Genomic DNA, 21,483 nt, shown 5'->3' with positions numbered 1-21,483 from the left:
GCCTTGTCCGGCCCCACCCGCCCCGCGAAAGCCGTCGCAGAGTTCGCCCGCTACCTGCGCACGGAGACGACCGGCGGGATGATCCTGCTGGGCGCCACCGCGATCGCCCTCATCTGGGCCAATTCGCCCATCGACGACATTTACCGCGCGATCCGCGATTTCCGGCTGGGTCCCGAATTCCTCCACCTGAATCTGACGATCGGCGACTGGGCGAAGGACGGCCTGCTCGCGCTGTTCTTTTTCGTCGCGGGGCTCGAACTCAAACGCGAACTCGTGGTCGGCGAACTTTCGCGGTTCAAGCAGGCGATCCTGCCGGTGGTCGCCGCGATCGGCGGCATGATCGTCCCGGCGCTGGTCGCGCTCGCGGTCGGCTGGGGAACGCCGGGCATCGAACGCGCGTGGGCCATCCCGGTCGCCACGGACATCGCGTTCGCGCTGGGCGTGCTCGCCCTGACCGCGTCGAACCTGCCGAGCAGCGCCCGTGTCTTCCTGCTCTCGCTCGCGGTGGTCGACGACCTCGGCGCGATCCTGGTCATCGCGATCCTGTTCACCGCGAAATTCGACCTCGTCGCCGCGGGCGTCGCCGTCGTCGCGCTCGCGCTGTACGCCTACCTACAGAAGCGCCGCGTCCGCAGCGCCTGGATCTACGTGCCGCTGGCCTTGATCACCTGGGTCGCGGTGCATTCGGCGGGTATCCACGCCACGATCGCCGGCGTCGCGCTCGGCCTGCTCACCCGCGTCCGCGCCGACGAGGGCGAGGAGCACGCGCCCGCGATCCGGCTCGAACACCGGTTGCAGCCGTGGTCGGCGGCGGTAGCGGTGCCGTTGTTCGCGCTGTTCGCGGCCGGGATCAAAGTGGACGGCGAGTCGCTCGGAGCGGTGTTCACCACCGCGTTGCCGCTCGCCGTGCTGGTCGGTCTGGTCGGCGGGAAACTGATCGGGATCTTCGGCGCCAGCCTGCTCGCCGTGAAGTTCAAGCTCGCGGAGAAACCACGGGGCATGGGCTGGCGGGACATCGGCGCGTTGTCGATGCTCGGCGGTGTCGGGTTCACGGTGAGCCTGCTGATCGCCGACCTCGCGCTCGACGGCGAAGCCGTGGACCAAGCCAAGATGGCGGTCTTGATCGCCTCGGCCATCGCCTCGCTTTCGGCCGCCGCGATGCTGCTGCACCGCAGCCGGGTGCACGCGCGCGAAGATTGAGAATGCGACACTCGCCGGTCCGCCGCGCCCGTGATCGGGGCACGTGGCACGATGACCGGTGTGAGCAGCCCCAAGCACGAACGTACCGGCCCCGACGGCGTGGGGGCCGTGCCCTACCTCCCCCTGTCGAGCGATGACGACGTGGTAGCGAGCGAGCAGTCCCTCGGGAAACTCGTCGGCGATGCCACACAACACGTCTCGACGCTGATCCGCGCCGAGGTCGAGCTGGCCAAATCCGAGGTCGTCGCGGAGGCGAAGAAGGGCCTCAAGGGCGCCATCTTCTTCCTGGTCGCGCTGGTCATCGGCCTGTACAGCTCGTTCTTCTTCTTTTTCTTCCTGGGCGAACTGCTGTCGGAGTGGCTGATGCGCTGGGCGGCGTTCGCGATCGTGTTCGGGCTGATGCTCGTCGCGACGGCGGCCGCGGGCTTCCTCGGCTACCGCAAGGTGAAGAAGATCAAGGCGCCGGAGCGCACGATCAACAGCTTCAAGGACACCGCCGCCGCGTTCAAGCCGCGTCACAGCGCCGAAGACGACGCGCCCGCGGGCCGCGACTGAGAAGTTTTCGAGTCGGTGCAGGCGACACCGGATCCGTCGATCGTCCGGATCGACGGTCCGTGGACCCATCGTGACGTCTCGGCGAACGGCATCCGGCTGCACGTCGCCGAACTCGGTGACGGACCGCTGGTCGTGCTGCTGCACGGCTTCGCCGAGTTCTGGTGGGCCTGGCACCACCAGCTGAAGGCGCTCGCCGGCGCCGGTTTCCGCGTGGTCGCGGTCGATCTGCGCGGCTATGGCGACTCCGACAAGCCCCCGCGCGGCTACGACGCGTGGACGCTCGCCGGCGACGTCGGCGGGCTGATCAAGTCGCTCGGCGCGCGCAAGGCCCATCTCGTCGGGCATGCCTGGGGCGGCATGCTCGCCTGGACGGTGGGCGCGCTCCACCCGCGGCTGGTCTCGTCGGTCAGCGTGCTGGGCGGCGCGCATCCGCTGGCGTTGCGCCGGTCCGTCCGGCGGCCGGGACAGCTGCGGGCTTCGGGACATCTGTTCCGCTTCCAGGTGCCGATGGCGCCGGAAAAATGGCTGGTCAAGGACGAGGCGCTCGCCGTCGAGGAGCTCTTCCGCACCTGGTCCGGTCCACAGTGGACGGATACCTCCGACTTCACCGAGACGGTGCGGACGTTCCGGCAGGCGATGCTGGTGCAGGGAGTGCCGCACAGCGCGCTCGAGTACTACCGATGGGCGTTCCGCGCGCAGTTCCGCGGCGAAGGACGCCGGTTCGGCGAAGCACTGCAAGGCCGCTTCGCTCCTCGCGTGCTGCAACTGCATGGCGAGGAAGACCGGTGCGTCCTGCCGGAGACGGCGGCGGCGTCACGTCGCTGGGCCCCTGAAGCCCGTCTCGAACGCTGGCCCGGCATCGGCCACTTCCCGCATCTGGAGGCCCCGGAGCGCACGTCGGCCGCGCTGCTGGACTTCTTCCGTATCTTGGAAGCATGACCGAGCGCAAACCGACGGGCGTGTCGTTCGAGTCCTGGGTGGACAGGCAGATCAGCGCCGCGGAGGCGAGGGGCGAGTTCGACGACCTCCCCGGCGCGGGAAAACCGCTGCCGAAGACCGACGGCAAGGACACCGCGCTGGCCTGGGTGGTGGACAAGGTCCGCGCCGAGGGGCACGACGTTTCGGCGCTGCTGCCGCCGTCGCTGGCGATCGCGAAGGAACTGGACGACCTGCCGGACACCCTGGCTCGGGTACGTCGCGAGGCGCGGGTGCGGGAGATCGTCGAAGACTTGAACGAACGGATCCGCGCCGAGCACCGGCGTCCGGCGGGCGGCCCGGTGCTGCGGGCACGGCCGCTGGACGTGGACGAGGTCGTGGCCTCCTGGCGCGAAGGCCTCTCGTCCTCGTGAATGGTAAGGACGGTTCTAACCGTCCTTACCATTCACGAGGCTAGTTGGCGCAGGGCCCCGTCGACGTGTTCGCGCTCAGCGCGGGAGCCGTCTCCACCACCGGCCGCACCTGCTCCGAGGTCAGCGTGAAGCCGGTCTCCGGATCCTCGACCGCCGCACCGAAGACGACCCCGATGACCTCGCCTTCGGGGTTGATCATCGGCCCGCCCGAGTTGCCGCTGCGCACCTGCCCGCGCACGGTGAACACGTCGCGCTGCACGGTGTTGGCCTCGTAGATGTCCGGTCCGCGCAGGTTGATCCGGCCGCGCACTCTGGCGGGCGTCGCGGTGTACGGGCCGTCGAGCGGGTAGCCGAGCACGATCGCGTTGTCGCCTGCCCGGGCGACCCGCGGCGTGAACGGGAGGACCGGCGCCTGGAACCTCGGCACCGCGAGCACGGCCACGTCGGCCTCCGGGTCGAAGTACACGACCCTGGCCGGGAACTTGCCCGAAGTCGATTCGATGGCGACCTCGTCGGTCCCCGCGACGACGTGCGCGTTCGTCATCACGCGCTGCGGCGCGACGACGAATCCGCTGCCCTCCAGCGCCCGCGAACACGAAGTCGCGTTGCCGCGGATCTTCACGACACTGCGGTGCACCTGTTTGACGATCGCGCTCGCCTGCAGCGCGGTGTCCGGCGGGCTGGTGTCCTCGACGTTCGGCTTCTGGAAGGGGTCCACAATGGACGGGAAGCCGGAGGCGTCCAGCAGTTTGCGCAGTTCGCTCGGGAAGCCCTGCGCCGCCTCGGGCATGACGTTGTTCACTTCGCCGAGCACGACCGAGCTGTTGATCGACTTGGCCAGCCCGGGCACTCCCGAAACGGCCGTCAGCGGCGTCGCGATCAGCCACGCGACCACGAACACCACGGCGGCCTGCACCACCGCGCCGAGCGTCTTGTCGACGCCGGAAAGCTTGTCCGGGTTGATCTTCTGCCGCAGCTTCCGCCCCGCCCAGACCCCTAGGGTCTCGCCGAGCGCGACCAGGAACACCACGGTGGCCACCGCGAAGGCCACCTTCGCCGCCGGGTGCTCGAAGAGTTCGACGATCAGCGGCGCGATCTTGATCCCCGCGAGCGCGCCGAGCACCACCCCGACCAGCGAGGGGAGGGCGATGATCACCCCCTGGAACGCGCCGGACACGCCCGCCAGCAGCGCGAGGAGGATCACCAGTACGTCGACCCAGTTCACCGGCGCCTACTCCTTCTCCGGCACTTGCCGCCCGTCGACCCGCGCCTGATGTTCGGCCAACGCTACGTCAAGCTCCCGGACGTCGCCGTGGTCCCAGTCCCGTTCCCAGCCGCCGAGCGACAACGTCATCGCCAGCAGGCCGCCCGTGAACCCCCAGACGAACATCCCGCCGACGTCGAACGCGGGCCCTTTCCAGTCGTAGCCCGCGCGTTTGACCTGGAACCGGTTGGCCGGGTCGGTGAGCTCGGCGATCGGCACCCTGGCCACCGCCGCGGTCTCGCCGGGATCGACGGCGTGCACCGGCGACGGCGTCCGCCAGTAGGCGAGCACCGGCGTCACGGCGAAGCTCGACACCGGCACGAAGAGCTCCGGGAAGACCGCCACCGGCAGTACGCCCTCGGGTTCGACGCCGGTCTCCTCCTCCGCTTCGCGCAACGCGGTCCCGACCGGGCCGCCGTCTTCCGGTTCGGCGCCCCCGCCGGGGAAGCTGACCTGCCCGGCGTGCGAGCCGAGCGTGTCGGCGCGGCGCTGGAGCAGGACGTCGGGCCCCTGCGGGCCCTCGCCGAAGAGCATCAGGACGGACGCGGACCGGTAGGTCGCGTCCCTCGGCACGCTGAACCGGCTGAACGCGTCCGCGCCGACCTCGCCGCTGATCTTGACCAGCGGCTGCAACCAGGCGGGCACGGCGTCCGGGTCCACGAGGGGGCCGGTCATGGTGTCCCTTCCACAGCTGCGCGCACCTGCTCAGTGTTCAGGAAGACGCGTGGGTTCTCGATGAGCCGGACGTCGCCACCCGCCGTGACCAGGTACGTCGAGGGAAGGGAGGAAGGGACCTTCAGTGCCGTCCGCACCGGCCCCGACTGCCCGTCACCGTCGAACACGGACGGCAGCCGGACCCCCAGTCCGGCCAGCATCGCCAGCCCGTCGGCCCCGGAACTCGCGACCTGGACGAGGAGCACGCGCGCGGCACCGGGCTGTGCGGCGTACTTCTGGAGCAGCGGCAGTTCGGCGCGGCACGGCTCGCACCACGACGCCCACAGGTTGACCAGCACGGGGCCACCCGAAACCACCTTGGCGAGGTCGACCCGGGAGCCGTCACCGAGGCATTCGACGTCGACTCCGCGCAGCTTCGCCACCTCGCCCGGCCCAGGCGGCGGGCAGGGGGCGAGCGCGGCCTTCGCCCGCGCGGCCGTGAGATCCCCCGACGTCTTGGCGGGCGCCTGCCCGTCACGCGTCGTGAGCAGCGCGACGATCAGGGCCACCACCAGCACGGCGGCGCCGACGGCCAGTTTGGTGACCCTGGTCACCGGCGGGCCGCCAGTTCCAGGATGTGGTCGCGTTCTTCGCCCTTGACCAGCTTCGCGGCCTCTTCGAAGCCCGTCGGGCCGATTCCGTACGAGGGGCACATCTTCGCCAGCGGGCAGGCGCCACAGGCGGGTTTACGGGCGTGGCACACGCGACGGCCGTGGAAGATCGTCCGGTGCGAGAGGAGCGTCCACTCCTTGCGCGGGATCAGCTCGCCGACGGCGTGCTCGACCTTGACCGGGTCCTCCTCCTCGGTCCAGCCCCAGCGGCGGACGAGACGGCCGAAGTGCGTGTCGACGGTGATCCCGGGAACCCCGAAGGCGTCGCCGAGCACGACGTTGGCGGTCTTGCGGCCGACACCCGGCAGCGTGACGAGGTCTTTGAGCTTGCCGGGCACTTCGCCGTCGTAGCGCTCGACCAGGGCGGCGCCCAGCCCCATCACCGAGTTCGCCTTGGCGCGGAAGAACCCCGTCGGACGGAGGTACTCCTCGAGTTCGGCGCGGTCGGCGCCGGCGTAATCGGCGGCCGTCCGATAGCGGGCGAAGAGCGCGGGCGTGACCTGATTCACGCGGACGTCGGTGGTCTGCGCCGAAAGCACGACCGCGACCAGCAATTCGAGCGGAGTGGTGAAGTCAAGCTCACAGTGCGCGTCCGGGAACTCGTCGTCGAGGCAACGCTTCATCCGCCTGGCGCGTCTCACCAATGCGAGCCGGCTTTCACCCTTGCCACCCGCACGGGGGGCGTTGGTGGGGGCAGGAGGCACCCCGATAGCCTACGGGCGCCATCGGACGAGCCAGTGGGAGCACCCGCCGGTCGACGGCCGACACGCCAGAGCACCACCTCGGCGCTTCGATCGAGGACGCCATGAGCGAGGATCTGGAGTAATGCACAACTTTTCGGAATTCCCGGGGCAGGGCGCATGACCGTCTGGTTCGTCATCCTGGTGCCACTGGTGATCATGTTCTTCGCGCTGTTCATGGAACGCGTGGAGACCAGGCTCAAGCACGTCGCGGTACAGGAGAACGAGGTCGAGGAGTTCCTCGAGCAGGCTCAGCCCAACGAGGTCAGGGCCCTTTACGGGCACGGCATCGGGCGCGCGCTCGAGCTTTTCCGGCTGCGCAGGCTGGGCGGGAAGGCGGCCAGGCTTCGCGCGCGACGCGTGCGGAGTTAGGCTCCACGTTCGAGCGAGATCGTTCCCCGGCCACGCGCACGTTCGGCGTGCCGACGAGCGATCTCGCGCGCACGACCTAGACTGACGCGAAAAGTGATCGACGACACGGTCCTCGGCAGAATGAGGATCGACGTCGTATCTCGATGAGGAGGCACCCGAGGTGGACGAAACCCTGGCCCGAGCGGGCATTTTCCAGGGTGTTGAGCCGGCAGCCGCCGAGGCGCTGGCACAGACCTTGGAATCCGTGGAGTTCCCTCGCGGGCATGTCATCTTCAACGAGGGTGAACCCGGCGACAAGCTTTACATCATCCAGTCCGGCAAGGTGAAGATCGGCCGCAAGTCACCCGACGGCCGCGAGAACCTGCTGGGCATCTTCGGCCCGTCCGACATGTTCGGCGAGCTGTCCATTTTCGACCCCGGCCCGCGGACGTCCAGCGCGACGACCGTGACCGAGGTCCGCGCGGTGACGATGGACCGCCCGGCGCTGCGGCAGTGGATCTCCACCCGCCCGGAGATCGCCGAGCAGTTACTGCGGGTGGTCGCCCGCCGGCTGCGCCGGACGAACAACATGGTCGCCGAGCTGATCTTCACCGACGTTCCCGGCCGCGTGGCGCGTGCGCTGCTGCAGCTGGCGCAGCGTTTCGGCAGCCAGGAGGCCGGCCTGCTGCGGGTCACGCACGACCTGACGCAGGAAGAGATCGCCCAGTACGTCGGCGCTTCGCGCGAGACCGTCAACAAGGCTCTCGCCGACTTCGCGCACCGTGGCTGGCTGCGGCTCGAAGGCAAGAGCGTGCTGATCCTGGACCCGGAGCGTCTGGCCCGCCGCGCCCGTTGATTTCAAGTACGTGAAGGCCCCCTTCATTGCGCTAGACGCAATGAAGGGGGCCTTCACGTACTTGCGCTGAGCACAGTGCTCGACACAACGAAGAGCCGGGCGCCACCCCCGACGTGGCGCACCGGCTCTTCGCTGTGCGCGGACCATCCCCCGACGATCCGCGCTCCCCGCCCTCCGGAACAAGGCCCCGACCCGTACGCCGGAGGGAGCTGGAGACTGTGTGTTTGTCGTTCAACCATCCACGGCCATCGGCCGTGAACTCAAGCTCTTTCACTCTCAAGGACGCCAAACGCGTCGATTTGTTGCCCCGAATGACCCAGAATGGACCGACTGTTACCCGATCGTGATGAACCGAGGGCACTTCGAACCCCCGTAGTACCCAAAACCGGTGGTGACCAAACTTACCGCCACAGATCTGGTACTCGCGTACCAAAGTCTTCATACTGGTACGCGTGTCCCAGTCTGTGTCCGCTTCCGCCGAGAGCCACCGCACCTCCCTCGCCGACTACCGAGCCGCGCTGACCGCGCCCGGATCCCGCGGGGCGGTGATCGCGTCCCTGCTCGCCCGCCTGCCGATCGCGATGATCGGCATCTCCGCGCTGCTCTACGTCCAGCGCGAGACGGGCTCCTTCGCCTCGGCCGGGCTGGTTTCGGCCGGGTCGCTGGTGGGCGTCTCCGTCGGCGCGGTCGTGCAGGGACGGCTCATCGACCGCTTCGGGCCGACGAGGCCGCTGCTGACCACCACGGTGCTGTTCGCGCTGGCGATGACCGGGCTGGTGTTCGCGATCGAGGCGCACGCGCCGACCCTCGTACTGGTCCCGCTCGCCTTCGGCACCGGAATCACGGAACCGATGGTCGGTTCGGCCTCGCGCGCGCTGTGGACACGGCTGTTGCCCGCCGGGCCGACGCGGAACGCCGCGTTCTCCTACGAGGCGATCAGCATGGAGGTCTTCTTCATCCTCGGCCCCGGGTTCGCGGGACTGCTGATCGCCGCGCCGTGGGCGGGCACCGGCATCGTGACCGGCTCGCTGACCATGATCGCGGGCGCGGTGCTGTTCGCGCTGAGCCCGACCGTGCGTGCCTGGGGTCCGTCGCCTTCGTCGGGCGGCAAACTGCTCGGCGCGCTGGCCAGCCCCGGGATGCGCACGCTCGCGGTCGCCGCGCTGGGCTTCGGCGCCGTGATCGGGTTCGTCGAGGTCGCCGTCCCGGCGGCCGCCACCGAGGCGGGGAACACCTCCATCGGCGGCCTGCTGCTCTCGGCGTGGTCGGTCAGCTCGGTCGCGTTCGGGGTCGCGTACAGCCTTCGCCCGTGGCCGCGTCAGATGGGCCTGCGCTTGCCGGTGCTGCTGGCCGGATTCGGCGCGCTGGTGGCGCTGCTCGCGCTGCCCGGCTCGCTCTGGGGCCTCGCGCTCGCCATGCTCGCCGCGGGGGCGCTCATCACACCGCAGTCGACGACGCATTCGGCGGCCATCGAGATCGCCGCGCCGAAGGGCACGGCGGCCGAGGCGTTCGGCTGGGTGCTCACCGCGGTGACCCTCGGTCTCGCGTTCGGGCAGTCGATCAGCGGCTACCTGGTCGAGCACGCCGGGCACGAAGCGGCCTTCCTCGCCGCCGGCGGTGTCGGGTTCGCGCTCGCCGCGGTGGTGTGGCTGTTGCGCGGCACGTTCCGCCCGCAGCCGGCCGGAGCCGTCGCCGAAGCTCCCGAACTTGTCGGTGCCGCCCGCTAGCTTGCGGGCATGGACCTGACTGCCGCCACCCGCTCCCTCTCGTCCGCCGTTTCCGCCGCCGCCCGGCTGCTCACGGCCCGCTCCGGTCTGCTCCTGCGCGCCGGGAAGGACGGGCTGACCGTCGGCGGCAGCGACAGTGAACGGGCGGTGCTCCTCACCGGTGACGCCATGGTCCACACCGACGGCGAGGTCATCGTCCCGGCCGGGCCGCTCGCGGAAACACTCCGGATGCTCGAAGACGACCTGGTGCGCCTGGTCGTCGAAGGTTCGAGGCTGGCCGTGCGGGTCGAAGGCGGCCGTTTCGCGCTTCCGTTGCTGAGCCGGGAACTGCATCTCCCGGACCTGCCGCCGAAGGTGTCCGAAGTGGACGGTCAGGCGCTGGTGACCGCGTTGCGCACCGTCGCGGGCACGGCGGCGAAGGACGACGCCCTGCCGATGTTCACCGGAGTCCGGGTGCAGAGCTTCAGCCGCGAACTGCGGCTGACGGCGTCCGACCGGTACCGGATGGCCGTGGCCACCCTGCCACTGCGGTCCGAAGGCGAGCCGATCGACGCGCTCGTCCCGGCAGGCCTCCTCGCGGAGACGGCGAAGCAGGCACGCGGCGTCGTCGGCCTGCACGGCGACAAGACCCGCTTCGGGCTGAGCTGGGCCGGAGTCACCGTCACCACCGCCGTACTCGACGCGGGATTCCTGTCGGAGAAGCTGATCGAGTCGTCCACCGTGGACACTACCGTCGAGGTCGCCGCCGACGCGCTGGCCGCCGCCGTGCGCCGGGTGGGCGTCTACGCGGACGATCGCCGGGTATTGACCTTGGAGGTCGGTGACTCCCAGGTGCGGCTGGCCAGTTCCAAGCAGGACACCGGGGAGGCGGAGGAGACTCTGAAGGCCGAGGTTTCGGGCGGCCGGACGTCGCCTTCGTTCCAGGCGCGGTACCTGCTGGACGCGCTGCAGGGTTTCGCCGGGGAACGGGTGCGGCTCGAGATCCAGCCCGGGATGCGGGCCTGCGTCATCCGGGCGGTGGAGCCGGGCGATGTGGAGCTGACGTACTACGTGATGCCGATGCTGGCGCGCTGACCCTGTCCACAAGGGACTCGTGTCGTGGCGCCGTGTCGCGAAAGCCACTTTCGCGACGTCTGGTGTCCCGAAAGTGGCTTTCGCGACACCGGCCTCGGCGCCCCAGCTCGACGCGCCGCCCCGTCCCGCATGCCATGAACGGTCCGTTACTTGCAAAATTTGCAAGTAACGGACCGTTCATGGCATTGGCGACTCAGGCGGAGGCGGCCTTCACGGCGGCCTCGATCTCACCGAACGAGGGATTCACCATCGCCTTCGAGCCCACGAAGACCGTCGGCACGACCTCGTTCCCGTTCGCCACCGAACGCACCCGCGCGGCGGCGTCCGGGTCCTCCCAGATGTTGACCCGCTTCACCTTGAAACCGCTCTTCGACAGCGGCCGTTCCAGCGCGGCGCAGAACCCGCATCCGGGGCGCCAGTAGAACTCGACCTCGACGTCACTCATTCGCCGTCCTCCGACCTCAAGTAGTCCAACTGTGCCTGCACACTCCACTCCGCGGGCGCCCACAGAGCCTTGTCGACGTCGGCGTAGACGACCTCGACGACCTGGCGCGGGGTGGCGTCGGCGCCGAGCTTCTCCAGCGCCGAACGCACCTGGTCGAGCCGTTCTTCCCGGTGCGCCAGGTATTCGCGCGCGGTCGCGGCCAGGTCGGGCAGTTCGGGGCCGTGCCCCGGTAGTCCGATGGTGCCGCCGGGGAGGCCGATGAGTTTCCGCAGCGAGCGCAGGTAGTCGCCGAGGTCGTGCAGCACGGTGGTGCCGCGGCCGAGGATGGTGTCGCCGGTCAGGATCTGCCCGTCGGACACCAGACAGATCGAGTCGCCGGTGTGGCCGGGCGTGTGCAGCACCGACAGCCGGAGACCGGCCGCCTCGATCACCTCACCGTCCACAAGGGACTTCCCGCCGATGCAGAGCGCCTCGTCGAAGGCCCGCACCGGAGCACCGGCGCGCTCGGCGAACCAGGGCGCGCCCTCGGCGTGGTCGGGGTGGTGGTGGGTCAGCACGATCAGCTCGACGGCGCCGGTCTCCGCCAGCAGTGTCAGATGCTCGACGTCTTCGTGACCGGGGTCGACGACAACGGAGCCTGCCGCGCCCGGTGCGCGCAGCACCCAGGAATTGGTGCCCTCCAACGTCATCGACGACGGGTTGTGCTCCAGCAGCACGGACGCCGTCGGCGTGACCTGGCGCAGCACGCCGTACGCGGGGGCGCTCATGCCGGGTCCAGGACGACGCGGACCTTGTCGCCTTCGCGCACCAGCGTCGGCATGATCTTCGAGATCTCGCGCTCGACGGCCTGAGCCGCGGCCGCCGAGCCGAACTCGCCCAGTTCCGCGAGCGTCATCCAGGTCGGTGGCATGAGCATGCGGCGCCCTTCCTTGGCATCGGCGATGGCCTCCTCGGGCCGCTGCCAGCCGGAGCTGACGGCCTCGGAGGTGGCGCCGTCCGCCTGCTGCCCCTCGGGCAGCACGGCGACGAAGAAGCAGGTGTCGTAGCGGCGCGGTTCCTGCGGCGGGGTGACCCAGTTCGCCCACGGGCGCAGGAGATCCGCGCGCAGTGTCAGGCCGTTGGCTTCGAGGAACGCGGCGAGGGAGAGTTCCCGGGAGACCAGCTTCGCGCGCGCGTCGTGGTAGGGCGTCGTGTCGGTGACGACGGCGTCCCCGACGCTCGCGAGCAGCACGCCCGACTCCTCGAACGTCTCACGCACGGCCGCGCACACCAGGGCGCGAGCGAGCGATTCGTCGCAGCCGAAGCGTTCCGCCCACCACGCGGGCTCCGGGCCCGCCCAGCTGACGGAGGTGTCGACATCGCGGGAATCCACGCCACCGCCAGGGAAGACGGTCATCCCGCCGGCGAACGGCATGCCCTTCACCCGGTGCTGCAGGAAGACCTCGACGCCGTCGGTGCCGTCGCGGAGGAGGATCACGGTCGCCGCGTCCTTGGGTGTCACCGGCACGCCGTCGGCGTTGGCGCGGGTGCCCACCCCGGCCCCCACCGGGATGTCGAATGTCAGTTCTTCAGCCACACCAGCAACCTAACATCGCAATTCGGCACCTGGTTGCGATCGTTGCGCGTGCAACTACCGCAACCAGGTGCCGAATTGCGTGGGACTCGCTAGGACCAGCTCGAACCGCTGCTGCGCGAAGCGCCGTTCAGCCGGATCTTCGCCGCTTCGGCGCGCTCCCGTTCGGCGAGCTCGGCGTGCAGCTCGCGCAGGAGCGCGCGGTCGCGCTCGCTCAGGCTGGGGTCGTCGAGGTCGAGAGCGGGCAGCTCGACGACCTCGTGCATGCTCGGCTTGCCCGTGGCGATCTCGCGGCCCTTTTCGGGGTCCTCCTTGAGCGCCTGGCGCAGCTGCGCCACCTCGGCCGGAGTCAGGTCGGCCGTGCGCTCGGCGCGGGTCTCCGCCCGCGACTTGCGCGGTGTCGCCGACTCCGACGACGACGGCGTCGCCGCGGGCGCCTGCTGCACGATCGGCACCACCGGCGCGATCGGCTCGACCGGTTCGTGCGTACCACCGCCGACCGGCCGCAGCCCGTGCCTGCTCGGCTGCTCCTTGACCGGCTCGGGAGCCGGGGCGGGAGCGGGCGGCGGAGTCACCGGCTCGGACCGAAAGTCACTGGAGTGGGTACTCCCGGTGACCCAGACAGGACTCGCGGCCGACGACGCGGCCTGGTGGTACGCGGACCGTGCGACGCCGGGTCCCGCGACCTCGACGACCGAACGGATGCCCGCGCGGCGAAGCGCGGTGTCCACGCGGAACGCGACCGCGGGCGGGTTGCCCTCCGGGCCGATCTCGACCAGGACCACCCGCTGCGGTAGCGCGCCGGGCACGCTGCCCGCCGGCGTGTTCCGCCACACCGCGTGCACCGACCGGACGTCCGGCAGCACCTGCAGGGTGCGGTCGAGCGCCTCGACGAGGCCGAATTCGGGCTGGTTCTCACCGGTGAACCGGTGGGTGAGCACCGGCTCGTCCTCCTCGACGACCAGCAGGTCGTTCGCCAGGGTGGCGTCGGACCTGCTCATTTCGAGGACGAGCGCGAGTTCACGCTGTTCGGCCGAGCTCACCGGGATCTTCCCCGCGATCAGGGTGCCGGTGGTGAGCTCCACCGCTTCGTCGATGTGCGCACGCGCGATCAGCTCACGCGCTTCGGTCAAAGCACTGTCGTCGATCCGACCCGCCAAGGCCAGTAACAGGTTGTGCAGGCGCAGGGGCACCGAGAACCCGTCCATGGGCGGGCCGTCGTGGACCTCCACCATTGCTCTGCTCCCTCCCGGCTCGCCTGGTGGAGCGAGCGTTAAGCGGCGACCAGCCGACTTCCGGTGTCCACCGCGCCCACACAGATCAGCTCGGAGTTGGCGAGCGCGGTGCGGTGATAGCCGGTGAGGTCGATGCTCGGCGGGAGAACCTCGACGCCGGGCTCCTCGTCACCCAGCACGCGCAGGACGCGTTGCAGTTCGCCGGTCAGCCTCGGCAGCCCGTTGAGCGCCGTGACCAGGAGGACTCGTTTCGCCCCACCCTCGCCGACCACACCGAGGTGTCGCCAGCTTTGCCGCACTTCACCCACATCCGGCCGTCCCCGCAACGTCGCGTGGATCAATACGGACACAGAGTCGACGGAGTTCACCCATTCGGGCGCACTCTGCGTGAATGTGTACCTGGTCTCGGTGACGTCGTCTACCCCCAGGGTGGAACTCACCTGATGCCAGTCGGCTCCGTGAGGGATGAGCCCGGCGACTAGCAGGCGATACTCGGTTTGATCGAGGTCGATCCTGTGCTTAAGCAAAGACCTGGGCAGGGTTCGCGCGAGCGTGCCCATCGCGCCCTCGCCCAGCCAGTCACGGAACCGCCACAAGAGCTGGTCCGGCAGCCGTCCGGCCAGCCGGAGCAGGAGCTCGTGCGAGGACCGTTCGATGTCCGGGTCCATCACTTCACCTCCACGATCAGTTCGATCTCGACCGGCGCCCCGATCGGCAGCTCGGCGACCCCGACGGCCGAGCGGGCGTGGATACCCGCCTCGCCGAAGATCTCGCCGAGCAGCTCGGACGCCCCGTTGATCACCGCGGGCTGACCGGTGAAGCCCTCCGCGGACGCGACGAAGCCGACGACCTTGACCACCCGCACGACGTTGTCGATGCCGACGACCGAGTCGACCGCGGCGAGGGCGTTGAGGATCGACGTCCGCGCGTACTGCTTCGCCTCTTCGGGGCTGACCTCGGCGCCGACCTTGCCGGTCGCTTCGAGCTCACCCTTCACGAAGGGCAGCTGCCCGGCCGTGTAGACGTGCGAACCCGTGCGGACGGCGGGCACGTAGGCCGCCAGCGGGGCGGCGACGGCAGGCAGCTCGATCCCGAGCTCGGCGAGTCGATCGCTCCAGGTCATGGCTTCAATCCCTCAGTTCTTCGCTCGTTTGAGGTAGGCGACGTGCTGCTCGCCGGTCGGGTTCGGGAGCACGGTGACGAGCTCCCAGCCGTCCTCTCCCCACTGGTCGAGGATCTGCTTGGTGGCGTGGATCAACAGGGGGACGGTCGCGTACTCCCACTTGGTGGCGCTCATGCCCGGGAGCGTAGCCAAACCGGCAAGCGCGCCCGACACACATGCGGAAAACCCTCTCGCGGACGGTTCGCCGAATTCCCGTCGATGTGGTTCACTTCACACCTACTCGGGAGTAGATAGGACGCCGACATGCGGACGACGAAGTCCCTCGCCGCCACCTTCCTGGCCGCGGCCCTTGCCCTGATCTGCGCTTCACCGGCGAACGCCGAGGAGGACCTCCCCGTCCCGTGGACCCTCGCCGCGGCGCTGCCCGCGCAGGCGGCGAATCCCGGCGGCCCGCCACCCGGCGCGAACGACTTCGACTGCCGTCCGAGCGAGGCTCATCCGAATCCGGTGGTGCTCACCCATGGCCTGAGCGCCAACCAGACGGTGAACTGGCAGACCTTCGCCCCGCTGCTCAAGAACAACGGGTACTGCGTCTTCTCCCTGACCTACGGGGTCCCGGGGAAGCCGCTGCCGATCTACCAGCCCGGCGGCCTCCTGCCGATGGAGCAGAGCGCGAAGGAGCTTTCGGCGTTCGTCGACAAGGTGCTCGGCGCGACCGGCGCGTCCAAGGTGGACCTCCTCGGCCATTCCGAAGGCACACTGATGCCTTCCTATTACGTGAAATTCCTCGGTGGCGCGTCCAAAGTGGACAAGTACGTCAGCCTGACCCCGCTCTGGGACGGCACGACCTTGTTCGGTGCCTCTCATCTGTACGCGCTCGCCGTCGCGCTGGGGCTCGCGCCCGGGTTCAACGGCATCCTCGATCCCGCCTGCGGTTCATGCCGCCAGTTCCTGCGCGGCTCGGAATTCCTCACGAAACTGCGGTCGGGCAACGGCGTCTTCCAGCCGGGCGTGACCTACACGAACATCATGACCCGCTACGACGAAGCCGTCGTCCCGTACACGAGCGGCATGGGCTCCGGACCGAACGTGAAGAACATCGTCCTGCAGGACAGCTGCGTGCTGGACCTGGCCGAGCACGCCGGCGTCGCCGCCGACCGCAACGCGGCCGGGCACGTCCTCAACGCGCTGGACCCGGCGCACGCGAAGCCGGTCCCCTGCGTGCCCGCCACCCCCATCGGGAGTTGACCCAACGACCCAACGCGCGTGAAGGCCCCCTTCCCTCGGCTGAGTCGAGGGAAGGGGGCCTTCACGCGCGTTGGACAGTGCTAACCCACGCGCTAACGTCACCCGCATGGAGACCTGGCGTGTGGTCGCGACCGTCCTGCTCGCCGCGGCCGGGCTGCCGCTGGTGCTGGTCCTGATGGCGAAGGCACGGGACCGCACGGACCGCTCGTCGACGGTCGCGATCACCGGCGCGGTGGCCTCCGTGGTCCTCCTCCTGCTCGGTGTGGTGATGCTCACGGTGCTGCCCGGCGCTCTGACCTGGGGTGTCGTCGCGGTGGTCGCGGCCGCGCTCGGCGTCATGATGCTGGCGGGCTGACCGCTCAATTAGGGTGGGACCGGTGAGCACATCCCTTGCCGGCTGGACCGACGAACTCGCGAGAGCCAGGCTGCATTTCGTCACCGGTAAGGGCGGGACGGGCAAGACCACGCTCGCCGCCTCCCTCGGCCTCGCGCTCGCCAAAGGCGGGCGCCGGGTGCTGCTGATCGAGGTCGAAGGCCGCCAGGGCATCGCCCAGCTCTTCGACACCGAGCCGCTGCCGTACGCCGAGCAGCGCATCGCCGCCGTTCCCGGCGGCGGCGAACTGCGCGCCCTGCACATCGACGTCGAGGCGGCGCTGCTCGAATACTTCGAGATGTTCTACAACCTCGGTTTCGCGGGGCGGACGCTGCGGCGGATGGGCGCGATCGAGTTCGCGACCACGCTCGCGCCGGGTCTGCGCGACGTCCTGCTCACCGGGAAGATCAAGGAATGCGTCGGCCGCACCGAATCGGACGGCCGCCACACCTACGACGCCGTCGTCGTCGACTCGCCGCCCACCGGCCGGGTCGTCAAGTTCCTCGACGTCACCAAGGCGCTGACCGATCTCGCCAAGACCGGCCCGATCCGCGGGCAGGCCGACGGGGTCGTGCGCCTGCTGCACTCCGGTGAGACCGCGGTCCACCTGGTGACGCTGCTGGAAGAGATGCCGGTGCGGGAGACCGTCGAAGCGGTCGCCGAACTCGACGGCGCCGACCTGCGCCCCGGCGCGGTGCTGGTCAACCGGGTCCGCCCGCCGCGGCTGCCCGCCCGTTCGGTGACCGCCGCCGCGGACGGCCGCGTCGACGCCTCGCGCGTCCGCGCCGGCCTCGCGTCGGCCGGGCTGAACCTGCCCGACAGCACCCTCGACGCGCTGGTCGAGGAGACCGTCGAGCACGCCGTGCGGGTCGCGGCCGAGCAGCGCGCCCGCGAGCAACTCGCCGAAGCGGACTTGCCGGGCCTCGAACTGCCGGACCTGACCGACGGGGTCGACGTCGCGGCGCTCTACGACCTCGCCGAAGCGCTGACCGAGCAGGGGGTGCGCTGATGTCGGACATCCTGGAGGTCGACCGCCTGATCGACGATCCGGAAAGCCGGGTCATCGTGTGCTGCGGATCCGGCGGGGTCGGCAAGACGACCACCGCGGCGGCGCTGGCGTTGCGCGCGGCCGAACGCGGGCGGCAGACGGTGGTGCTCACCATCGACCCGGCCCGGCGGCTGGCGCAGGCGCTCGGCCTGCGGGAACTGGGCAACCACCCGAAGCAGGTGCAGGTCGAAGGCTTCGAGCCCAAGGGTGAGCTCTGGGCGATGATGCTCGACATGCGCCGCACCTTCGACGACATGGTGCGCGTGCACGCCGGCCCGGAACGCGCCGAGCAGCTGTTGCAGAACCCCTTCTACCAGACCATTTCCACGTCGTTCTCCGGAACGCAGGAGTACATGGCGATGGAGAAGCTGGGGCAGCTCGCGGCCACCGACGAGTGGGATCTGATCATCGTCGACACGCCACCGAGCCGGTCGGCGCTGGACTTCCTCGACGCGCCGACGCGGCTTTCCAGCGCGCTCGACGGCCGGATGATCCGGCTGCTCACCGGTCCGGCCAAAGCGGGCGGCTGGGGTTTGCGCAAGGTCGTCAACGCCGGGTTCTCGATGTTCGCGAAGGCCGTCTCGACCATCATCGGCGGCCAGCTGCTGACCGACGCTTCGGCGTTCATGCAGGCCTTCGACAGCATGTTCGGCGGCTTCCGCGAACGCGCGCGCAAGACCGCCGAGCTGCTGCGGTCCGGCGGGACGTCGTTCCTCGTGGTGGCCGCGCCGGAGCCGGACGCGCTGCGCGAGGCGTCCTACTTCGTGGAGCGGCTCTCGGAGGAGAGCATGCCGCTGGCCGGGCTGGTCGCGAACCGGACGCACCCGGTGCTGGCGCCGTTGTCCAGCGCCGAAGCCATCGCGGCCGCCGAGCAGCTGGCGAAGGGCGGGGCCAGCGCTCCGCTGGCCGAAGCCGTCCTTCGCCTGCACGCGGACCGAGTCGCGCTGGCCGATCGAGAGACGCGGCTGCTCGCCAGGTTCACGCGGGCGCATCCCGAGGTCCCGCTGGTGCGGGTGCCCGCGCTCCCCAGTGACGTGCACGATCTCGAAGGCCTGCGCGACATCGGCACGCGTCTGGCCACCCAGTCCTGAATCTCCGTGAAGGACCCCTTCCCTACCTTGGACTCAGGGAAGGGGCCTTTCACGAAGCCATGATCACGAGACTCGGACGCGTACGTCTTCCTCTTCGTCGATCCCGGTGAAACTGCGCTTCGCCGCTTCAAGCAGGTCCGCCCAGCTGGAAACGTCCGGCCGCCGCCGCAGCAGCGCCCGCCGTTCCCGTTCGGTCATACCTCCCCAGATGCCGAAGTTGATCCGGCCATCGAGCGCTTCGGCGAGGCATTCCGTCCTGACCGGGCAACCGAGGCAGACCGCCTTGGCCCGGTTCTGTTCCGCCCCCCGGACGAACAAACCGTCCGGATCGGTGTCGCGGCACGACGCATTGACTCGCCAGCTCGACTGGTTGGTTTCCATACCCCCAGCTCCCTACCCTGGTGTTCGACACACCACGGGGGGACGAAAAGCCTGCGCTCCTGCCCCCATGAGCGTGTCTCCCTTTGTGCTCACGTCGGTTGAGCCGGCACCTCCCCGGTGCCGGTGCCTCCGTTCGGTCGAATGCGACTGCCGCTCGCACTCACCCGTCTGTCGGCTTTTTCATACGTGAGACGTTGACGGACTGTAGGGGCCCTCGGTTCCCCCCGCCAAGCCCTAGAATGCCTGCCGTTACCGAAAGTCACCTCATGGGGTCGATTTCGTGACCGAATCCCCACTGACAGCGAGGTGACGTCACGGTGGGCTAACGGGATCCGCGTACCCTGGTCCGCGTGCGCAAAACGGACGGTCTGCTGAAGCTCATTGGCCTGTGTGTGCTCGCTGGGGTGCTGGTCGCGGGGATGTTGTTCCCGGTGGCGGGCGCCGCGGGGGTGTTGTCGAACCAGGCGAGCGAAACCGTCGACAAGACATCTTCGGACCTTGCGGACATACCGCCGCCGTTGGTGACGACGATCACCGACAACACCGGCAAGCAGATCGCGACGCTGTACAAGCAGTTCCGCATCCCGACGAGCGAGACACAGATCAACGACGCCATGAAGTGGGCGCTGATCTCGGTCGAGGACAAGCGCTTCTACGAGCACAACGGGGTGGACTGGAAGGGCACGCTGCGCGCCGCGGTCAGCAACAGCACCGGCGGGGACACGCAGGGCGCTTCGACGCTGACCCAGCAGTACGTCAAGAACTATCTGATCAACGTCGTCTACCGGGACGACAAGCCGGGGCAGAAGCGCGCACAGGAACAGTCGGTCGCCCGGAAGCTGAAGGAAGCCCGGATCGCGATCCAGCTGGAAACCAAGCTGAACAAGATGCAGATCCTGACCGGCTACCTGAACGTCGTCGAGTTCTCGCGCGAGATCTACGGCGTCGGCGCTGCCGCGACCGCGTACTTCAACACGCCAGTCGAGAAGCTCACGGTGCCGCAGGCGGCGCTGCTGGCCGGTCTGGTGAACAACCCGATCGTCAACGACCCGTGGAAGAACCCCGCGAAGGCGACCGAGCGCCGGAACCTGGTGCTGGACCGCATGGTCGACAACCAGAAGCTCGCGAAGGTGGACGCGGAACGCTTCAAGGCCGAGCCGCTCGGCGTCGTCGAAGGCGGCCCGCAGAAGCCCGCGTCGAACTGCACCGGCGCCGGTCCGGAGAACGGTTTCTTCTGCCAGTACGTCGAGGACTATCTCCTCAAGTCCGGGATGACGAAGGACGACCTCTACACCGGCGGTTACCAGATCAAGACCACTTTGGACGAACGGGCGAACCACGAAGCCAAGATGTCGGCCGAAGCCCAGGTCAAGAAGACCCAGGACAACGTCGCGAACACGCTTTCCCTGGTGAAGCCGGGCAAGCAACGGCACGAAGTCGTGGCACTGGCGGCGAACCGTGACTACGGGCTCCACGAAGACCAGGGACAGACGACGTTCGCGCTGCCTTCCGGCGTCTACAACACCGGTGGCGCCGGGTCGGCGTACAAGGTCTTCACCGCCGCCGCGGCGCTGGAAGCGGGCGTCGCCGGGATCAACTCCCCCCTTCCGGTGCCCGATTTCTACACCTCCCACGTGTTCGCCGGTGGTGGCCCCAAGTGCGCCCCGACCGGGCCGCCGTTGCGCTCGCGTTGGTACTGCCTCGGCAACGCGGGTGACTACAACCCGGCGGGCGGGACCATGTCGATGCAGCAGGCGCTGGCGACTTCGCCGAACACGGCGTTCGTGGCCCTCGAAGAGAAGGTCGGGAGCACAGGCCCGATCGTGGAGATGGCGCGCAAACTCGGTATGCGCGACACCATGGCCAGCAACCTCGGCGGCGGTGCCGTCGACCCGAAGTCCGACAACCCCGGCGCCAACGCCAGCCAGCTTCAGGCCTTCGGCCCGCGGCCCGGGTGGCCCGGAAACGCTTCGTTCACCCTCGGCCCCGCCCCGTTGAGCGGCCTGGAGCTGGCGAACGTCGGCGCCACGATCATGAGCGGTGGCGTCTGGTGCCCGCCGACGCCGCTGTCCGGCGTCACCGACCGGGACGGAAAGCCGGTGCCCGTCAAGGAAGCCGCCTGCGAGCAGGTGGTGCCCGAAGGGCTCGCCAACACCCTCGCGGTCGGCATGAGCCGGGACAGCCAGCCCGGCGGGACGTCGTTCGGCGCCGCGAGCGGTGCCAAGTGGAACCGGCCGGTGATGGGCAAGACCGGGACCACCCAGAGCAACGGCTCGGGGACATACCTCGGGGCCACTCCGCAGCTCGCGGGCGCGGCGATGGTGTTCCGTCCGAAGGGTGGAAACGGCGGTCTCTGCTACCTCGGGCCGGGTAACGTGACCACCCGCGGCTGCGAAAACATGTTCGGCGGGAAGACGCCGGCGCAGACCTGGTTCGGGGCGATGTCGAAGATCCTCGAAGGCCAGGAGCCGCTGCCGCTGCCGCAGCCGGACCCGAAGTACATGGGTGGCGGACGCTGACCATGT

At 69.4% G+C, this 21,483-nt stretch carries 25 protein-coding genes; 13 read left to right on the top strand and 12 right to left on the bottom strand.

The window, feature by feature from the left end; genetic code table 11:
* The first annotated feature begins 3 nt into the window (after window positions 1-3).
* Genes nhaA through CVV72_RS31665 form a run of 4 tightly spaced genes read left to right on the top strand, consistent with a single transcriptional unit; the run spans window position 4 to window position 3,104 of the window.
* Window positions 4-1,200 (top strand): Na+/H+ antiporter NhaA, encoded by a 1,197-nt coding sequence (gene nhaA, locus CVV72_RS31680; RefSeq protein ID WP_219147482.1) that lies wholly within the window; start codon window positions 4-6, stop codon window positions 1,198-1,200.
* A gap of 51 nt (window positions 1,201-1,251) precedes the next feature.
* On the top strand, window positions 1,252-1,755 hold the full coding sequence (locus tag CVV72_RS31675; protein WP_219147481.1) for a phage holin family protein: 504 nt from the start codon (window positions 1,252-1,254) through the stop codon (window positions 1,753-1,755).
* Between the two features lie 15 nt (window positions 1,756-1,770).
* The gene (locus tag CVV72_RS31670; RefSeq protein ID WP_219147479.1) at window positions 1,771-2,694 is read left to right on the top strand and encodes an alpha/beta fold hydrolase; all 924 of its coding nucleotides are present in this window, start codon (window positions 1,771-1,773) and stop codon (window positions 2,692-2,694) included.
* Window positions 2,691-3,104, top strand: coding sequence for a DUF1992 domain-containing protein (locus CVV72_RS31665; protein ID WP_219147477.1), 414 nt, complete (start codon window positions 2,691-2,693; stop codon window positions 3,102-3,104). Before CVV72_RS31670 ends, CVV72_RS31665 begins: the two co-directional genes overlap by 4 nt.
* A gap of 40 nt (window positions 3,105-3,144) precedes the next feature.
* On the opposite strand, the gene CVV72_RS31660 is transcribed toward CVV72_RS31665, so the two are convergent.
* The 4 genes from CVV72_RS31660 to nth are packed head-to-tail and all read right to left on the bottom strand — an operon-like array spanning window position 3,145 to window position 6,316.
* On the bottom strand, window positions 3,145-4,329 hold the full coding sequence (locus CVV72_RS31660) for a MarP family serine protease (protein WP_219147475.1): 1,185 nt from the start codon (window positions 4,327-4,329) through the stop codon (window positions 3,145-3,147).
* A 6-nt stretch (window positions 4,330-4,335) separates the two neighbouring features.
* Complete coding sequence (locus CVV72_RS31655; protein WP_219147473.1) at window positions 4,336-5,043, bottom strand: CoA pyrophosphatase; 708 nt, start codon at window positions 5,041-5,043, stop codon at window positions 4,336-4,338.
* Window positions 5,040-5,636 carry a TlpA disulfide reductase family protein gene (locus CVV72_RS31650; RefSeq protein ID WP_219147471.1) on the bottom strand — a complete coding sequence of 199 codons (597 nt, stop codon included), beginning with the start codon at window positions 5,634-5,636 and terminating at the stop codon, window positions 5,040-5,042. The genes CVV72_RS31655 and CVV72_RS31650 overlap by 4 nt, the downstream gene beginning before the upstream one ends.
* Window positions 5,633-6,316, bottom strand: a complete 684-nt coding sequence (gene nth / locus CVV72_RS31645; RefSeq protein WP_219154254.1) for an endonuclease III — start codon at window positions 6,314-6,316, stop codon at window positions 5,633-5,635. Before nth ends, CVV72_RS31650 begins: the two co-directional genes overlap by 4 nt.
* Before the next feature lie 237 nt (window positions 6,317-6,553).
* Between nth and CVV72_RS31640 the strand changes: the two genes are divergently transcribed.
* The 4 genes from CVV72_RS31640 (at window position 6,554) to dnaN (ending at window position 10,441) form a co-directional block, all read left to right on the top strand.
* Window positions 6,554-6,805: a hypothetical protein gene (locus tag CVV72_RS31640; RefSeq protein ID WP_005166943.1), complete on the top strand. Its 252-nt coding sequence runs from the start codon at window positions 6,554-6,556 to the stop codon at window positions 6,803-6,805.
* A 160-nt stretch (window positions 6,806-6,965) separates the two neighbouring features.
* Window positions 6,966-7,640, top strand: a complete 675-nt coding sequence (locus tag CVV72_RS31635) for a Crp/Fnr family transcriptional regulator (protein ID WP_003081747.1) — start codon at window positions 6,966-6,968, stop codon at window positions 7,638-7,640.
* A 464-nt stretch (window positions 7,641-8,104) separates the two neighbouring features.
* Entirely contained in the window at window positions 8,105-9,367 is a 1,263-nt protein-coding gene (locus CVV72_RS31630; protein ID WP_219154253.1) for an MFS transporter, read from the top strand.
* Window positions 9,368-9,376: 9 nt separating this feature from the next.
* Complete coding sequence (dnaN, locus tag CVV72_RS31625) at window positions 9,377-10,441, top strand: DNA polymerase III subunit beta (RefSeq protein WP_219147469.1); 1,065 nt, start codon at window positions 9,377-9,379, stop codon at window positions 10,439-10,441.
* Window positions 10,442-10,634: 193 nt separating this feature from the next.
* On the opposite strand, the gene CVV72_RS31620 is transcribed toward dnaN, so the two are convergent.
* From CVV72_RS31620 to CVV72_RS31590, 7 genes are all read right to left on the bottom strand, one after another.
* The gene (locus CVV72_RS31620; RefSeq protein WP_034314716.1) at window positions 10,635-10,886 is read right to left on the bottom strand and encodes a glutaredoxin domain-containing protein; all 252 of its coding nucleotides are present in this window, start codon (window positions 10,884-10,886) and stop codon (window positions 10,635-10,637) included.
* Complete coding sequence (locus CVV72_RS31615) at window positions 10,883-11,653, bottom strand: MBL fold metallo-hydrolase (protein ID WP_219147467.1); 771 nt, start codon at window positions 11,651-11,653, stop codon at window positions 10,883-10,885. Before CVV72_RS31615 ends, CVV72_RS31620 begins: the two co-directional genes overlap by 4 nt.
* Window positions 11,650-12,462 carry an NUDIX domain-containing protein gene (locus CVV72_RS31610; protein ID WP_219147465.1) on the bottom strand — a complete coding sequence of 271 codons (813 nt, stop codon included), beginning with the start codon at window positions 12,460-12,462 and terminating at the stop codon, window positions 11,650-11,652. The genes CVV72_RS31615 and CVV72_RS31610 overlap by 4 nt, the downstream gene beginning before the upstream one ends.
* Window positions 12,463-12,551: 89 nt before the next feature.
* Complete coding sequence (locus CVV72_RS31605; RefSeq protein WP_219147462.1) at window positions 12,552-13,694, bottom strand: hypothetical protein; 1,143 nt, start codon at window positions 13,692-13,694, stop codon at window positions 12,552-12,554.
* A gap of 38 nt (window positions 13,695-13,732) precedes the next feature.
* Window positions 13,733-14,362 carry a hypothetical protein gene (locus CVV72_RS31600; RefSeq protein WP_034314705.1) on the bottom strand — a complete coding sequence of 210 codons (630 nt, stop codon included), beginning with the start codon at window positions 14,360-14,362 and terminating at the stop codon, window positions 13,733-13,735.
* Entirely contained in the window at window positions 14,362-14,817 is a 456-nt protein-coding gene (locus CVV72_RS31595; protein ID WP_034314703.1) for a RidA family protein, read from the bottom strand. Before CVV72_RS31595 ends, CVV72_RS31600 begins: the two co-directional genes overlap by 1 nt.
* Before the next feature lie 12 nt (window positions 14,818-14,829).
* On the bottom strand, window positions 14,830-14,991 hold the full coding sequence (locus CVV72_RS31590) for a DUF4177 domain-containing protein (RefSeq protein WP_005166970.1): 162 nt from the start codon (window positions 14,989-14,991) through the stop codon (window positions 14,830-14,832).
* A gap of 129 nt (window positions 14,992-15,120) precedes the next feature.
* On the opposite strand from CVV72_RS31590, the gene CVV72_RS31585 reads away from it, so the two are divergent.
* From CVV72_RS31585 to CVV72_RS31570, 4 genes are all read left to right on the top strand, one after another.
* Window positions 15,121-16,065, top strand: coding sequence for a triacylglycerol lipase (locus CVV72_RS31585; RefSeq protein ID WP_219147460.1), 945 nt, complete (start codon window positions 15,121-15,123; stop codon window positions 16,063-16,065).
* A gap of 106 nt (window positions 16,066-16,171) precedes the next feature.
* Window positions 16,172-16,420: a hypothetical protein gene (locus CVV72_RS31580; RefSeq protein WP_219147457.1), complete on the top strand. Its 249-nt coding sequence runs from the start codon at window positions 16,172-16,174 to the stop codon at window positions 16,418-16,420.
* Between the two features lie 22 nt (window positions 16,421-16,442).
* Entirely contained in the window at window positions 16,443-17,447 is a 1,005-nt protein-coding gene (locus CVV72_RS31575) for an ArsA-related P-loop ATPase (RefSeq protein WP_034314838.1), read from the top strand.
* Window positions 17,447-18,577 carry an ArsA family ATPase gene (locus CVV72_RS31570; protein ID WP_219147455.1) on the top strand — a complete coding sequence of 377 codons (1,131 nt, stop codon included), beginning with the start codon at window positions 17,447-17,449 and terminating at the stop codon, window positions 18,575-18,577. Before CVV72_RS31575 ends, CVV72_RS31570 begins: the two co-directional genes overlap by 1 nt.
* Window positions 18,578-18,640: 63 nt before the next feature.
* Here CVV72_RS31570 and CVV72_RS31565 read toward each other — a convergent pair whose 3' ends face one another.
* Window positions 18,641-18,958 carry a WhiB family transcriptional regulator gene (locus tag CVV72_RS31565; RefSeq protein ID WP_005166974.1) on the bottom strand — a complete coding sequence of 106 codons (318 nt, stop codon included), beginning with the start codon at window positions 18,956-18,958 and terminating at the stop codon, window positions 18,641-18,643.
* Between the two features lie 350 nt (window positions 18,959-19,308).
* Here CVV72_RS31565 and CVV72_RS31560 point away from each other — a divergent pair, with 350 nt between their 5' ends.
* Window positions 19,309-21,477: a transglycosylase domain-containing protein gene (locus CVV72_RS31560; protein ID WP_219147454.1), complete on the top strand. Its 2,169-nt coding sequence runs from the start codon at window positions 19,309-19,311 to the stop codon at window positions 21,475-21,477.
* The last annotated feature ends 6 nt before the right edge of the window (window positions 21,478-21,483 follow it).

It is taken from the genome of Amycolatopsis sp. TNS106 (genome assembly GCF_019330265.1).
Classification (GTDB): Bacteria; Actinomycetota; Actinomycetes; order Mycobacteriales; family Pseudonocardiaceae; genus Amycolatopsis; species Amycolatopsis lurida.
Note: the sequence above shows the minus strand (reverse complement) of the source record. Positions and strands in the feature narration are given on the sequence as shown.